General features: G+C 40.9%; 13 protein-coding genes and 1 pseudogene. 8 read left to right on the top strand and 6 right to left on the bottom strand.

What is annotated here, in order from left to right; translation table 11 throughout:
• Positions 1 to 85 precede the first annotated feature (85 nt).
• A complete protein-coding gene (locus tag ABJE44_RS17200; RefSeq protein WP_133468841.1) occupies positions 86 to 292 on the top strand; it encodes a cold-shock protein in 207 nt (68 codons plus the stop codon).
• A 221-nt stretch (positions 293 to 513) separates the two neighbouring features.
• Here ABJE44_RS17200 and ABJE44_RS17195 read toward each other — a convergent pair whose 3' ends face one another.
• The 3 genes from ABJE44_RS17195 to ABJE44_RS17185 form a co-directional block, all read right to left on the bottom strand.
• Positions 514 to 2,280 (bottom strand): hypothetical protein, encoded by a 1,767-nt coding sequence (locus ABJE44_RS17195; protein WP_348112802.1) that lies wholly within the window; start codon positions 2,278 to 2,280, stop codon positions 514 to 516.
• A gap of 113 nt (positions 2,281 to 2,393) precedes the next feature.
• Positions 2,394 to 2,645, bottom strand: a complete 252-nt coding sequence (locus ABJE44_RS17190; protein WP_348112801.1) for a hypothetical protein — start codon at positions 2,643 to 2,645, stop codon at positions 2,394 to 2,396.
• An 80-nt stretch (positions 2,646 to 2,725) separates the two neighbouring features.
• The gene (locus ABJE44_RS17185; protein WP_348112800.1) at positions 2,726 to 2,926 is read right to left on the bottom strand and encodes a ribosome alternative rescue factor ArfA; all 201 of its coding nucleotides are present in this window, start codon (positions 2,924 to 2,926) and stop codon (positions 2,726 to 2,728) included.
• 229 nt (positions 2,927 to 3,155) lie between these two features.
• On the opposite strand from ABJE44_RS17185, the gene ABJE44_RS17180 reads away from it, so the two are divergent.
• The 7 genes and pseudogenes from ABJE44_RS17180 to ABJE44_RS17150 all read left to right on the top strand — a co-directional run bounded on the left by ABJE44_RS17180 (position 3,156) and on the right by ABJE44_RS17150 (position 11,738).
• Positions 3,156 to 3,563, top strand: coding sequence for a hypothetical protein (locus ABJE44_RS17180; protein WP_348112798.1), 408 nt, complete (start codon positions 3,156 to 3,158; stop codon positions 3,561 to 3,563).
• Positions 3,564 to 3,707: 144 nt separating this feature from the next.
• Complete coding sequence (locus tag ABJE44_RS17175) at positions 3,708 to 4,088, top strand: hypothetical protein (protein ID WP_348112797.1); 381 nt, start codon at positions 3,708 to 3,710, stop codon at positions 4,086 to 4,088.
• Positions 4,089 to 4,213: 125 nt separating this feature from the next.
• Positions 4,214 to 5,599: a TolC family protein gene (locus tag ABJE44_RS17170; RefSeq protein WP_348112796.1), complete on the top strand. Its 1,386-nt coding sequence runs from the start codon at positions 4,214 to 4,216 to the stop codon at positions 5,597 to 5,599.
• A pseudogene (locus ABJE44_RS17165) lies at positions 5,589 to 6,821 on the top strand (efflux RND transporter periplasmic adaptor subunit); the annotation flags it as partial. The gene ABJE44_RS17170 and the pseudogene ABJE44_RS17165, both read left to right, overlap by 11 nt.
• Positions 6,822 to 6,874: 53 nt before the next feature.
• Positions 6,875 to 10,015 (top strand): CusA/CzcA family heavy metal efflux RND transporter, encoded by a 3,141-nt coding sequence (locus tag ABJE44_RS17160; RefSeq protein ID WP_348112795.1) that lies wholly within the window; start codon positions 6,875 to 6,877, stop codon positions 10,013 to 10,015.
• Positions 10,016 to 10,064: 49 nt separating this feature from the next.
• Complete coding sequence (locus ABJE44_RS17155; RefSeq protein ID WP_348112887.1) at positions 10,065 to 10,853, top strand: phytanoyl-CoA dioxygenase family protein; 789 nt, start codon at positions 10,065 to 10,067, stop codon at positions 10,851 to 10,853.
• Positions 10,854 to 10,946: 93 nt separating this feature from the next.
• Positions 10,947 to 11,738 (top strand): DUF1223 domain-containing protein, encoded by a 792-nt coding sequence (locus tag ABJE44_RS17150; RefSeq protein ID WP_348112794.1) that lies wholly within the window; start codon positions 10,947 to 10,949, stop codon positions 11,736 to 11,738.
• Between the two features lie 16 nt (positions 11,739 to 11,754).
• On the opposite strand, the gene ABJE44_RS17145 is transcribed toward ABJE44_RS17150, so the two are convergent.
• The 3 genes from ABJE44_RS17145 to ABJE44_RS17135 all read right to left on the bottom strand — a co-directional run bounded on the left by ABJE44_RS17145 (position 11,755) and on the right by ABJE44_RS17135 (position 14,363).
• Positions 11,755 to 12,354: a DUF6624 domain-containing protein gene (locus ABJE44_RS17145; protein ID WP_348112793.1), complete on the bottom strand. Its 600-nt coding sequence runs from the start codon at positions 12,352 to 12,354 to the stop codon at positions 11,755 to 11,757.
• Between the two features lie 108 nt (positions 12,355 to 12,462).
• Positions 12,463 to 13,119, bottom strand: coding sequence for a dUTP diphosphatase (locus ABJE44_RS17140; protein WP_348112791.1), 657 nt, complete (start codon positions 13,117 to 13,119; stop codon positions 12,463 to 12,465).
• A gap of 14 nt (positions 13,120 to 13,133) precedes the next feature.
• Complete coding sequence (locus ABJE44_RS17135; protein ID WP_348112886.1) at positions 13,134 to 14,363, bottom strand: multifunctional CCA addition/repair protein; 1,230 nt, start codon at positions 14,361 to 14,363, stop codon at positions 13,134 to 13,136.
• Between the last annotated feature and the right edge of the window lie 169 nt (positions 14,364 to 14,532).

Below are 14,532 nucleotides of genomic sequence, written 5' to 3'. Positions count from 1 at the left end.
TGTTATTTGTGATTCAAAAAACTGAGCTCGTAATGGTGATAACGAGTTTAGTCATTAAAATTCACCGATTAAAGAAGACATTAATATGAGTAAAGGTACAGTTAAGTGGTTTAACGCTGACAAAGGTTTTGGTTTTATAACTCCAGAAGATGGCGGCAAAGATTTGTTCGTACATCATTCAGAGATCCAAGCTGGTGGCGGATACGCTACTTTAGCCGACGGTCAAGCTGTTGAGTTTGAAGTTGGCCAAGGTCAAAAAGGTCCATGCGCTAACAAAGTTATCGCCCTTTAAGTTAAATCTACATAACAAGATACTTAACCTGAAATTGGTAATTTAAGTGTTAAAGCTTAAAATTTGAGCCGAACTCAATCAAGTACAAGGTTATGTACTTTAAGTTAAATTGAATATCTGGAGGCTGAGCTACCGTTAGGTTGCTCAGCCTCTTTCTTTTGTGCTTTTAAAAATCACTGTTAAGTCGCAAAGATTAGGATTTTGATCTGATAGAGAGTGCTTTATTCGACTTCACTTTCACTTTCTTGTTCTTTCATCGCTTCGAGCATAGCTTGAAACTTTTTCTGCATGTCATCTAGGTCGATATCAAATTCAGTTTGCCAGGTTTCTCCAAAATCTTTGGTACTTATCACTTCACCTTTGTCACATAAAAAGAACAAGGTTTGTTGATAAGTGAGCTTGGGAAGTAAGGTGTGACAGGTATCTTGGGTTAGCCCGTGAGCTTGCCAATCATTCTTGCTAACTGTGTCTACCGCGGCAGCAGTTACAATTTTTAACTCGCTAGATTTTGCACTGCTCTTTCTTACTCTTGCCACCGTCACTACCGTGTTGTCGGCTAGAATAGTCGGTAAGCTAGTATCACTTTTTGCATCACCGAACAATTTTAAGTTACGGTTTATGTCATGCCAGGTCTGTCCGTCATCTAAGCTATAAACTTGATCGCCAACACCGTCCCACTGACTGACTTCAAGGCCTACTAAGGCTCCGCTTCTAAGCTTCTCAAGTTTTACCAAAGAATTCGTTTTAGTTGAAGTCCAAGCGCCAGTTGTACTGCTGTAGTCATATACTTTGTTGTCATTTATCACTCTTAAAGAGCCGTCTGCTTTAATCCAAGGAAATAAGCCGCCGTTTTGTACTAACCAATCATTCTTGTTTTTCTTTTTAAAATTACCCACATGTTTCCAAGGAGTGGTGAGTGATTCAAACTCGTATACGTGATAGTCCATGGCTTCACTAGTCAAGGCATAGTGTTTATCTACACCTTGTCCAAACCAAACTATGGCTTCTTTTGCTGCTACCGGTTGTAATTCTGTCCAATCTTGGGCTTGGCTTTCTTTGACAAAAACCAATCCCCGCTCACTGCCTACAGCAATCGTATTACCAAGCTCAATGACCGATGATAGTTGACCATTGGTGGGGAGGTCATTTTGGATCCACTCGCCATCTTCTTGTAAAATTTTCAATTGTCCAAACCTAGCGGCAATGGCTCCCATCGATCCTGTGTTTAGATAAGATGCCCTTTCTCCGTAAGCGTTTTCTCTTGAAAGCTCACCTAGCTTTTGCCTAAGTGTATCTAGATCATCAGCGGTCCAGCTGAGGGTATCTTCAAAATTAATATTCTCACTTAAGTTAGGGTAGTGGCTAAGAATAAAGCGAGTAAAATCTTGGGTGTCATTTAAGCGTGTGACATAGGCCTTCTGAGAAGAGCGGTTATTCCAAAAGGACTTTTCTTTAACGTTTAAAAGGGGTTGAAATACTAAGCTTCCCAAATTTGTAAACCTATTCTCTTTGACTTCAAAAGTGCCTGCCGCTTGGTATACAGGCATAGATAACCATGAACTTAGGTCGCCATTTGAAAAGAAACTGTACAAGCTAGAAATCATATAGGTGCCTTCTGGCATGCTTCCCACAAACAGTTGGCTATCAATCACGCCCATATTATTGGGTGCTAAGGAATATATTTCGGGATCCCAGTCCACTTTGTCTGGATCAAAGGCTTTACCTTTGGATGCTGCCTTAGCTTTGGCTGCATCAATGGCGATTTGTTTGAGTTCATCCATGTTATCGGTGCGAATAACGATAATTTCTGTCCAGCCTTTGTGTAATGAGGCTAATCTGTCAGTATTGTTGATGACCTGCACTGCGACTACGCCATTACCCATAGGTAGCTCACTGCTGGATGATATATGAGTTGATTGAATGGTGGTTGAGCCACACCCTGTTAGAAAGAGAGTTATCGCAATTATCTTGAGAACTAGATACCGCATTGTGATTCCTTAAATTTTGGTTTAATTGGCAAGACAGCCTCTGATGTTGACCTTAAAAACTCGGAATTTCAAGAGTTTAAGTGATGACCTCTTGAAGGGGAGGCCGCTAGGCTTCATTTGCTAAATACTTTTCCGCCAATTATTTTAAAAGCGGGTGCGCCCCGTATAAGGGTATCTCTGGCAAAAGTGGCATGACAATTTGGGCAAGTACAGGGCGTACTGGTAAAGTCTTTGGTTATTCGTTCTTTAAAGCATTTCACTAAGGCACCTTTGCCGCCCTTACGATATTTAAAAAGTTGAGTTTTGCATTGGCTACAATAGATATCGACTGAGGAGCTAGGAGCTTTTTTATTAGGCTTAGCCATGTGGTGTCGGCCTAATTGATGTGTCTTATGGTAAGATTCAAAGACAAAAACCTTATTTGATAACTGCTACAAGCCATGCTTTAAGCAGCTATTAAATAAGACTCTTGTCTTACATTTTTAGCTTTACGTTGGTAAGAGCCTTTACCTTTTTTAGGTTTGACAACTTGCATCTTGTAAACGTTAGATGTGACTAACGCCGCTAAAAAATTATCTTTAATTTCTCCTCGCCCCAAGTCAGTTTTATTATTAGCTTTTGCTAATTGCTTTTTTTGTTTGTTCATTTTGGTTCCTTTAAAGGTTGTTATTTCACTACCAGTCAGTAGTGCTCACTTATTATATAGGTGAATGCGAAAAACAAAATAGTATTTGCTAACGATATTTATTGAATTTTTTTGCAGTTAAATGAGTTCCTTCAAATTAGGCAGTATCATATCATTAGGTGTTTATTCTTTAAGGCATCAACTCGCCCCAAGCCCTGCAAAAAATATTGATTAAGGCATAACTAAACATATGATTTCTAAAAAAGTCCGTGAACTTTTTACGTCTATGATGGAAGCACAAAGTGAAGGTACCCCCGTTACTTATGATATCGAAACCGAGCAGTACATGGGATATTTCAATCAAGCTGTAGTCAATAAATTTATTGATGCTGGTTTGTTAGAGCTGGTAGATGATACTGATGGGTTAAGCTGCCTCATCATGAATAACCGAGATGATTTTTTAAGCGGATTTGCGTCGGGGGTGAACGAAGCCCGCTTAGGTCGAGACCAGTATTACGCTGAGTACAATGCCAACCCGTTTGCTTTTTCTGTTGGTTTTGAACACTTTTTATATTTAAACAAAAAGCCTAGATTGTTAGTTGGGTATATTTGCCACGGGTTTATAAATGACGAAACAGGCGAGATACACGTTCAATAGCTGTGATGTGTTTTTATGTTTTTGATATTTCAAAATTAATAATAGTTCTTATCAGTAGTCCGAGAGGTAATATGCTGATACAGCTATATTTACAGATGTAGACTGTCAGCGTATCCTTTAGATAATTTCTAAAAAGAGAACATTATGTTCAAGTCATTTTCAAAAGTATTAGTGGTTACGACAATGCTGCTTGCCTTTATAGGGCAAACGCTGGCGTATACAGCTATGTCTTGTGATATGTCGAACATGTTAGATGAAAACTCGATGGTTATGGACCATGCTAGTATGCAACATGGTATGAGTATGGCTGCTGATATGATTCAGATGCATGACAATACTCAGGTTGATGATTGCTGCGGTATTGATTGTGAATGCCCCTCAAACGTATGTTCTAGTCTTTCAATGCTAAATGCTGTTACCTTATCCGACAGAGTCCCACTCAGAGAAAATTCTTTTCTTATTATTAATATTTCTGTTATTACTTCATACCAAAAATCTTTATACCGCCCCCCAATACTTGCCTAATACAGGATCAGTGCGCCTAAAATTCACGCACTCACTTTAGTTACCCCCCTTTTTAATCGCTTTAAGCCAGTATGCTTTATGACTATGTGCTTTGAGGCTGAATTCCAGATGTTCTGGAGGCAAAAATGATATCTAGATATTTGAAAGTTACATCTGTGCTAATACTTGTAAGTATTGGTTTTATTATGCAGCCAGTGGTTGCAAAACCTACCTTATCTTTAGCGCAGGCTATAGAGCTTGCACAAGTGAATGATCCTTGGTTACAGGGGAGCAGGCTGAAGGAGTCAGCCATGTTAGATAGAAGCATAGCTTCTGGTACATTAGCTGATCCCAAAGTGTCTCTTAGTGTGGCCAACTTGCCTACTGATACTTGGAATTTTGAGCAAGAAAACATGACACAGTTAAAAGTGGGAGTGTCTCAGGTTTTCCCCCGCGGTAATGCTTTAAATATTAAACAGGCTCAGTTGCGTAGCGCTGCGCAGAAATTCCCACTATTACGTGACGACCGTCAAGCAAAGGTTAAAACGATTGTGAGTCAATTATGGTTAAGTGTTTACGTTGCACAAACCACTATAAACTTAATTAACCAAGATAAAGCTTTGTTTGAGCAGCTTGTTGATGTTGCCAAGGCAAGTTATGCCACTGCTAGTGGTAATACTCGCCAGCAAAACGTGATTCGTTCACAACTAGAGCTTGTGCAGCTTGATGACCGATTAATTGTGCAACAGCAAAAGTTAGAGGCGTCTCTTGCACAGTTGAACGAGTGGCTGCATCCATATGATAGCGACGCTAACTATGCCATAGATTTTGACTCACACTCTCATGAATGGTCGCTTCCGTCCTTATTACCTTCTATTCAGTTGAGCGCCATGCAATTAAAGGATATTGGCCTAGTGAACAGCGGCACTTTTTCACGTAATGAATTAGCCCAGAAGCTTCTTAAGCACCCCTCGGTATTAGCTCTTGAGGTTGAACAAGAAGTCGCACGTAAAGGTGTTCTGTTAGCTAAACAAGAATACAAACCACAATGGGAGGTCAATGCGAGTTATGGGTTGCGAGATAATGCTTCTGCTGGTGTTGATAGAGCGGATTTATTTTCGGTAGGTGTGACCTTTGATGTGCCTTTATTTACTTCTAACCGCCAAGATAGAGTGTTATCAGCTGCAAAATCGGAATCAGCAGCGATTAAAACTGAAAAGTTACTGTTAGTGAAAAAGATGCTGGCTAGTTTAGGAAAAGAAACCAGTTCGTTAAAAAGGTTGTTTGACCGTCAAGCTCTGTATCAAGATCAACTGCTACAACAAACCCACGACCAAGCGGAATCTGTGTTAACTGCCTATACGAATGACGACGGTGATTTTTCTGAGGTGGTAAGGGCAAGAATCACTGAATTGAACACTAAAATTTCGGCACTTCAAATCGATATTGATGTGTTAAAAACCATTTCCAAAATCAATTATTTCTTAACCAAATCTAAACATCAAAATTCTGGAGAGCCTAATGTCAATTAATAGCAAAATACTTGTTGCTGTATTCTTAGGGGGAGCTCTTGGGGCAGGCGCTGTCAGCTTTTTTTATTCAGCTGATAGCCATGATGATGATACTGCTACGTCACAAGATAAGGCTCTGTATTGGGTCGCACCTATGGATGCAAATTACCGCAGGGATAAACCGGGTAAGTCGCCTATGGGTATGGATCTTATTCCCGTTTATGCACAACATACTGACTCTAATGAGGTTATCGAAGGTGCTGTGACCATTGCCTCTCATGTGATCAATAACCTTGGCGTGACAACTGGGCTTGCAGAGTTCAAGCCAATGAATACTAGTTTATCAACAGTAGGGTATGTTCAATATGCTGAAGATAAACTGGTACATATTCACCCTAGAGTCGATGGTTGGGTTGACGCCTTATTTGTAAAAGCAAAAGGTGACCCAGTCGAAAAAGGCCAAGCTATTTATACCTTGTATTCTCCAGAATTGGTTAATGCCCAAGAAGAGCTTCTCATTGCTCTAAAGCGAAATAACATCAGTTTAATTAATGCAGCTCAAGAACGCTTAGAGGCATTGCAGGTGCCTCAACAGTTTATTCAACAGCTACAGAAAACCAAACAAGTTAAGCAAACCGTCACTTTTTACGCCCCTCAATCTGGCGTAGTCGTGGGTCTGGATATACGCGAAGGTTTTTATGTCAAACCAAGCACTACTTTAATGAGCATCGGTCAACTTGAACAAGTTTGGGTTGAAGCTGAGGTATTTGAGCGTGACTCAGGATTAGTTAAAGCAGGGCTAGCAGTATCTATGACTCTAGGGTATTTTCCTGGCGAAAATTGGTCAGGTGTAGTGGATTATGTATACCCCGCACTAAATCCCAAAACACGAACATTACGGGTTCGCATTAAGTTTGATAACGAAGATTTGATGTTGAAACCCAATATGTTTGCACAGCTTTTAATTCAGCTTGAAAGCACAAGTACAGTGTTAGTGCCTAAAGATGCTGTTATCAGAACAGGCAGTCAAGACAGGGTGGTGTTAGCGCTAGGAGAAGGGCAGTTTAAGTCAGTCGAAGTGACCGTTGGCCGTGTTGATCATCACAGTATTGAGATATTACAAGGCATTGTTGAAGGTGACGAAGTCGTGACCTCAGCTCAATTTCTATTAGATTCAGAATCAAGCAAAAGCTCAGACTTTAAAAGAATGATGCCAACAAACACTAGCATGCCATCCACTATGTCGAATGATCATGATGTTGATCATTCCCATCATTAAGTAAGGAGTGAACTGTCATGATTGAGTCTATTATTAGATGGTCGATTGGTCATCGGTTTTTTGTGTTGTTAGCCACCTTACTTATTATCGGAGGTGGTTTGTATTCTTTAAAAAACACCCCAATTGATGCCTTGCCTGATTTGTCTGATGTACAGGTTATTATTAAAACTAACTATGCAGGCCAAACCCCTCAGGTTGTGCAAGACCAGGTTACTTATCCATTAACTACGGCTATGTTGTCGGTTCCCGGAGCGGTTACCGTCAGAGGATATTCGTTTTTTGGTGACTCATTTGTATATGTAATTTTTGACGAAGACACAGATCTATATTGGGCGCGTAGCCGAGTGCTCGAATACTTAAGCCAAGTAACCCCATCACTGCCACAAAATGCTAGACCTCAACTAGGGCCTGATGCTACTGGGGTGGGGTGGGTTTATCTTTATTCTTTGATTGATAAAACTGGAAATTTAGATATTAGTGAATTGCGCAGTATTCAGGACTGGTTTCTAAAATATGAGCTACAAACTGTGCCTGGTGTATCAGAAGTGGCAGTCATTGGTGGCATGGTGAAGCAATATCAAGTGCAAGTTGACCCTATTAAATTAAGGGCTTACGGCATACCTTTAAGCCACATTAAAATGGCATTAAAGCGAGGTAATCAAGAAACAGGCGCGTCTGTTATCGAAATGGCCGAAGCTGAATATATGGTCAGTGCTTCGGGTTACATTAAAAGCATAAAGGATATTGAAGCTATTCCGTTAGATCTGAATAGACAGGGCACTCCTCTGACTGTGGGTGACTTAGCACAGGTCAATCTTGGCCCACAAATGCGCCGTGGTGTAGCTGAGTTAAATGGAGAGGGTGAAGTTGTAGGGGGCGTAGTTGTGATGCGCTTTGGTGAAAACGCCCAAAAAACGATTGATGGTGTTAAGGCAAAGCTTAAACAATTAAAACAAGGATTACCGGATGGCGTAGAAATCGTCACAGTGTATGACCGTTCTGGACTGATTGCAGAGGCAGTAGAAAACCTATGGAGTAAGTTGTTAGAAGAGTTCATCGTGGTGGCGTTAGTGTGTGTGGTGTTTTTGTTTCATGTTCGCTCGTCTATGGTGGCTATTTTTAGTTTACCCGTGGGTATTCTGGCTGCTTTTATTGTCATGCACCTGCAAGGAATTAACGCCAATATTATGTCGTTAGGAGGTATTGCGATTGCGATTGGAGCCATGATTGATGGCGCAATAGTTATGATTGAAAATATGCACAAACACATGGAAAAAACGCCATTAACCAAAGATAACCGTTGGCAAATTGTGGCTGAATCTGCGTCTGAGGTAGGGCCTGCTTTATTCTTTTCTTTATTAATTATTACCGTATCTTTTGTACCTGTGTTTACCCTAGAAGCTCAAGAGGGCCGAATGTTTTCACCTTTAGCCTTTACCAAAACCTATGCAATGGCTGCATCAGCCGCCATTGCGGTGACTTTAGTACCTGTGTTAATGGGCTATTTTATTCGAGGAAAAGTACTGGCTGAACATAAAAATCCAATAAACAAAGTGCTTATTAAAGTTTACATGCCGGCATTAAAGCTTGTTTTGGCATTTCCTAAGTCAACTATCGTTGCCGCCGTAATCATTACTGTTTTGGGTTTTGTCCCCCTATCTAAAATCGGTCATGAGTTTATTCCGCCTTTAGATGAAGGTGACTTGATGTATATGCCAACAACCTATCCCGGCATTTCAATTGGTAAAGCTAGGGAGTTGTTGCAACAAACAGATAAGTTAATAAAAACAGTACCTGAGGTTAAAACCGTATTTGGAAAAGTAGGCCGAGCAGAAACGGCTACCGATCCCGCTCCACTGACCATGATTGAAACGTTTATCCAATTAAAACCCAAGTCAGAATGGCGAGCGGGTGTTACCAGCGAAAGTTTACAAAAAGAGCTCGATGATGTGGTTAACTTTCCAGGGATAACAAATGCTTGGGTGATGCCAATTAAAACGCGGATTGATATGCTAGCGACAGGTATAAAAACTCCTGTAGGGATTAAAGTCGCAGGGCCAGATCTTGACATTATTCAACAGATTGGTTTGCAGCTAGAACAGATTTTGCCGCAAGTTGCAGGGACTGCTTCGGTTTATTCTGAACGTGTTGCAGGCGGTCGTTATCTAAAAGTAGATATTCAACGGGATAGAGCGGCACGTTATGGTTTAAACATAGCTGACGTGCAGGATGTTATCTCGTCTGCAATTGGTGGCATGAATGTTACGCAATCCGTTGAAGGACAAGAGCGTTATCCTGTTAATTTACGCTACCCACAAAGTTATCGAGATTCACCAGAGCAATTAGCAAGGCTGCCTTTGATTACTCCTAATGGAGAGCAAATTGCCCTAGCTGATGTCGCAAATATATTCATTGAAGATGGTCCTCCTGGGATAAAAAGCGAAAATGCGCGAATTAATGGTTGGGTGTTTGTGGATATTGGAGGGGTAGATGTAGGGAGTTATGTCGTGGCTGCAAAACAAGTTTTAGCTGAAAGCCTAGAGTTACCTGCTGGGTATTCTATTTCGTGGGCTGGACAGTACGAATATATGCAGCGGGCCAAAGAAAAACTAACCTATGTGGTGCCTCTTACTCTTGGCATTATTCTGTTTTTACTTTACTTAAATTTTAGAAATGTGACTGAAGTCGCCATTATCTTGGGGACATTGCCCTTTGCTATGGTTGGCAGCATTTGGTTGATGTACCTAGAAGGATTTTATTTTTCTGTGGCGGTAGGGGTTGGGTTTATCGCATTAGCTGGCGTGGCAGTAGAAATAGGCGTGATTATGTTGGTTTACCTTAATCAGTCAATTAATAACATGTATGATCGCTGCCGTGTTGAAAACAAGCTCCCCGATAAAACTGATTTAGCGCAAGCGGTGTTGCATGGTGCAGGCATGAGAGTAAGGCCTGTGATGATGACGGCTCTTGCTATTATTGTTGGCTTATTACCTATTTTGTACGGAACGGGAGCAGGGTCTGAAGTTATGAGTCGAATTGCAGCTCCTATGGTTGGGGGCATGGCAAGTGCCGTTGTGATGACACTGTTGGTAATGCCTGTGGTGTATTACATGGTGCGCGTAGCAGGGTTAACTTCAATGAAAGAAATGAGTAAGTAGTCGCACTTACTCACATTATTTTAGTAAAGCAGGATGGGTTTAAGTGGGTTTGGTAGATAAACAAAGTGGTTGGAAATGTCAGTATGACGAGTTGGGATATTTTGTAGTTAGAGAGTATTTCACTCAATCTGAAATGTCGGCACTTAGAGAGGTTATCTTAATGTTTCATGAAAGATGGAAACAAGATAACCCTGAGTTTTATAAAGAAGTGGCGTTTAATTCTTCTTTGATTACCGGTAGCCAATACCTTAAAGCTAAAGACAGGGTTAAGCTGTTTAATTTTATTAGTTCACCAAAAATGATGCATGTGATTGAGTCTTTGATCCCAACTCATGCTGCTTTTATGAATACCCAATTGTTTTTCAATCCGGTAAATCCTGAATTAAAAGATTTTTGGCATCGAGACTGTCAATACGACCATGACCTTGCGGGACAACAAAAAGCGATCCAAGAGACGCAAGTGGTGCACCTGCGGGTACCATTATTTGATGAGTTGGGTATGGAGCTGATTCCTGGTACTCATAAGCGTTGGGATAATCAACAAGAGCTAGAGGTGCGTGAAGAGCTCAACGGCAAACTGAGTAATGATAGCTTGTCTGACAGTGCAACTATTCCTTTGGCAGCAGGCGACCTATTAGTGTTTTCAGCAGACATGATACACCGCGGCTTATATGGGTTAGAAAGATTAGCTTGGGACATACTTGTTTTTGATGCGAGCTCTGATTTTGCTGATTATGTGGATGATGACTGTTTACCTGACCATAGCATGCTGAACGACATTGATGATGCTAGGTTATTTGCTAAAACGCTGGCCTTGAAGTCTCTTATTAATCAGTAAATGATTTAAAAATGTGACAATTGCTGTGACGGTTTTGTGATGACTAGGGTTTAGGATGTTATCTCTGATAGTGTTTTCAGGGGTAACCTATTTATGAGTTTTCAATTTTCTTCAATAGTTTGTAAAGCCAGCACTCTCAAAGCGATGTGCGCGGCAGTGATTGTTTTGTGCAGTTGTAATGTGGCCAGTGCAAACGACATTGTATTTACTTCAACTGAAGTGCGCCCAGTCTTACTTGAATTATATTCTTCTCAAGGTTGCAGTAGCTGTCCACCTGCCCAGCGCTGGGTAAATAGCTTTACTGAGTCTCCTAATTTATGGAGTCATTTTATTCCTATTGTGTTTCATGTGGACTATTGGGATTACATTGGGTGGAAAGACCCCTTTTCATCTCCCAAGTTTTCGAGCCGACAAAGAAGTTTTGGTCGTGAGGGTTTAGTCAATTCAGTATACACACCAGGGTTTGTTGTTAATGGGCATGAATGGAAGGGCTGGTTTACTGGACAAGATATAGACCCTACTAAACTTGAGCGTACATCTAATATCAACCTCACTGCCGCTGCTGAACAAGACAGGGTTAATATTAAGTACGCTTTTACTGAGCCAAACAGTAATAAAGAGGGCAAGGTGCATCTAGCGGTTTTAGGGTTTGACTTAAATACTCAAGTCCAAGCCGGTGAAAACGCTCACCGTACACTGTCTGAAAATTTTATAGTGTTAGGTTACAGACAAGAAAACTTCAAAAGTGGCCAGCATCTAATAAAATATCCCAAACTATCAGCTAGGGCTGAAAAGTATGCCTTAGTGGTGTGGACTAGCGAGCCTAACGGGTTAGAGCCTACCCAAGCTGTAGGTGGATACTTACCTGAAGCTTGGGTTTTCTAAATTAGAACGTTAGTGCCTAATTGTCTTTATATTTGGATTCAAGTTGCTGCTTAAATTCAGCAAATGGCACTAGGCTTAACTCAGCCCTTAGTGAGTCAATAGTACTAATGTTTGCAATGGGTTTAAAAATAACCTTGCCATTGATGACATCATATTGAGTACCAAATATTTGTGGCTTATCTTGCTTGATGGCCACTAAATCAGTGATGATGGCGACACTTTGCCCTGTTATACCTTGGCCATTTAAATAAGACTGAATAATCAATGGCAACATATTTTGTTGAAACAGCAGGTCTTGTGAATGCTGCACTATGATAAAGGCCGCCGTGACCCCTTGAGTGCCCACTAAAGACTCACTTGGCCAGCCGTGCAGGGATACGATTGCTTGTAGTGTTTCGCTATGTAAATTCAGCAAATCGGTTTGTAGCTGTTGTAATACCTCATTGTTGTCCGAATGGTTTTGTTGAGTTATTTCTAGAGATTGTTTAGCCATTTGGACTAAACGGTTTTGTAATTCTGAATCAATTTTCCCATAGACGTCTTGGCTGAAGGCCAGTAAACATAAGATACAAGATAGATACTTGCTGAGACCCCAATCTGATAGGTTATTTTTCATAAGGCGGGTACTTGTTCGTTTGGATTATTATTAAGCCAAAAGTGGCTGAAATAAGTTGCGCCAAACACTTGGGTTAGCGCGTTAATTTTTTAAAAAGGATTAAAAAGACTAAGCTGTTGGGTAGCGTTTTTGAAGCCCAACATAAACTTGATCACTATAATCGGATAAGCTGATATCTAAACTATTCAACACTTCTACTAAATGTTCATTGTCTTCTTGGCCATTCCAAACCTTAATGTAACTTCCGTCTTTGTAGCCATTATCTTGGCGGAAAAAGTTTAGAACGTTTTTCCCCACATACTGGCGGTACAACTCGTCTGAGTCCATTTCAGCTTGCTCTACTATTTTGATAAATAGTGGCACATCAAAGCGTTTAGCCGCACATAAACCTGTCATTAGTTCTAAGTTATCTAAAATATCTAAGGTGCTAAAATCGTAATCTTTGCCATCGAAGGTAACCGTGGTTTTAGTCGAGGTGAGTTGCCCAGCTATGGTGTTGGCCGATTGTTCTACATCACCTTTAAAACTAATGAGTATTTCTGATAAGGCAAAGTGCCAGATATCTACTAACTCCATTTGCAGTTGTGGCAAATCTCTATGCTGTGCTTTCCACCACTTCCAGCCGTGGTGTTCAATCCCTTCAACAGATTCAATCATAGCGGCTCGTAAATAAGCATAACCGGCGTTTAACCAATCAGGGTTTACTTTTGCATTCATATTGCCTTGTAACGTTAACATAGTGGCTAATTGCGTGGGTGTAAGCATAATGGAGCGGATCCTTATTTGTTGTCGCTATTTTTAAGTTCGTTGATAACGCGTATACGTTCTTGGTTAAGTTGTTCTTTTATGGCCGAGCCTTTGTAACCTTTGGCGACTATGGCTTTGATATCAACTTTAGCGGCCCGTGAATAGGCTTGCCATATGTAGTCTGCATTTGTATATGGGATGTCTTCAAAGGTAGTTCTACCTCTCGCATCGGCTTTACATGCTAATAAAAAGTCAGCAAAACGCTCTGGTTTACGCCACACATCGCAGGCGTTCAGCATAGACAAAATGGTACTGGCTTTCAGCTCAAACGCTTTATGCACATGGGTGTGATATTCACTTACCATTAAAGCGAGATCTCGGCAGCCATTGGGTACTTTTAAGCGTGCGCTTAAGGTTTTAATTGCATCTAACCCTAGTTTTTCGTGCCCTCTGTGTGATGGCCATTTTTCTGGTGGCGTTAAACCTTTACCTAAGTCATGCACTAACGCCGCATAACGTACAGATAAGGTTTTTGAAAGCCGAGTTACTTGCTGTAAAACCATCATAATATGAACGCCAGTATCTACCTCTGGATGCCATTTAGGGGGGTTGGGTATGCCCCATAATACATCTAGTTCTGGGAACCACTCGGTTAATCCACCACAGGCTCTTAAACTTTCAAAGTACACTTCTGGGTGATCTTCAAGTATTGCCCTAGCGGTTTCTTGCCAGACTCGCTCTGCACTCAGGGCTTTAAGTTCGCCATTGGTCACTATGGTTTGCATTAACGATAGAGTTTCTGGGGCTATGGTAAACCCTAGGTAATGATATCTGGCGGCGAACCTAGCTACTCTCAATACCCTTAAAGGATCTTCTACGAAAGCTTCAGAGACATGACGTAGTAATTTTTTATCTAGATCTTCTTGGCCTTTAAAAGGATCAATGACATTTCCTGTTTCATCCATGGCCATGGCATTGATGGTGAGGTCTCTGCGCAATAAATCTTCTTTTAAGGTCACTTTGCTTGAAGCGTCGCAGCTAAAGCCTGTGTAACCTGCACTTACTTTTCTTTCTATGCGGGCTAATGCGTATTCTTCTTTACTCTTAGGATGCAAAAATACCGGGAAATCGGCCCCCACCGCCACATAACCTTGTTGTAACATTTGTTCTGGGGTGGCGCCTACCACCACCCAATCTTTATCTTTAATTGGGCGTTCTAATAATTTATCGCGGACAGCGCCGCCAACTAGGTAGGTTTGCATAATAAGTTCGTAATTTTCATTCAAACTATTATGCCTCAGTGCACTGCATTGCAGAAGCCAACTTTGTCGAAAAAATACAATTAAAAAAACACAGTGCCTTTGACAATATCCAGCTAACTGGTTAGTTTACGTCAGTTACTTTAACCTGCTATTTAACTCACGAGTATCT

The sequence above is a fragment of the Paraglaciecola sp. genome, from assembly GCF_039942875.1.
Lineage (GTDB): Bacteria > Pseudomonadota > Gammaproteobacteria > Enterobacterales > Alteromonadaceae > Paraglaciecola.
Note: the sequence above shows the minus strand (reverse complement) of the source record. Positions and strands in the feature narration are given on the sequence as shown.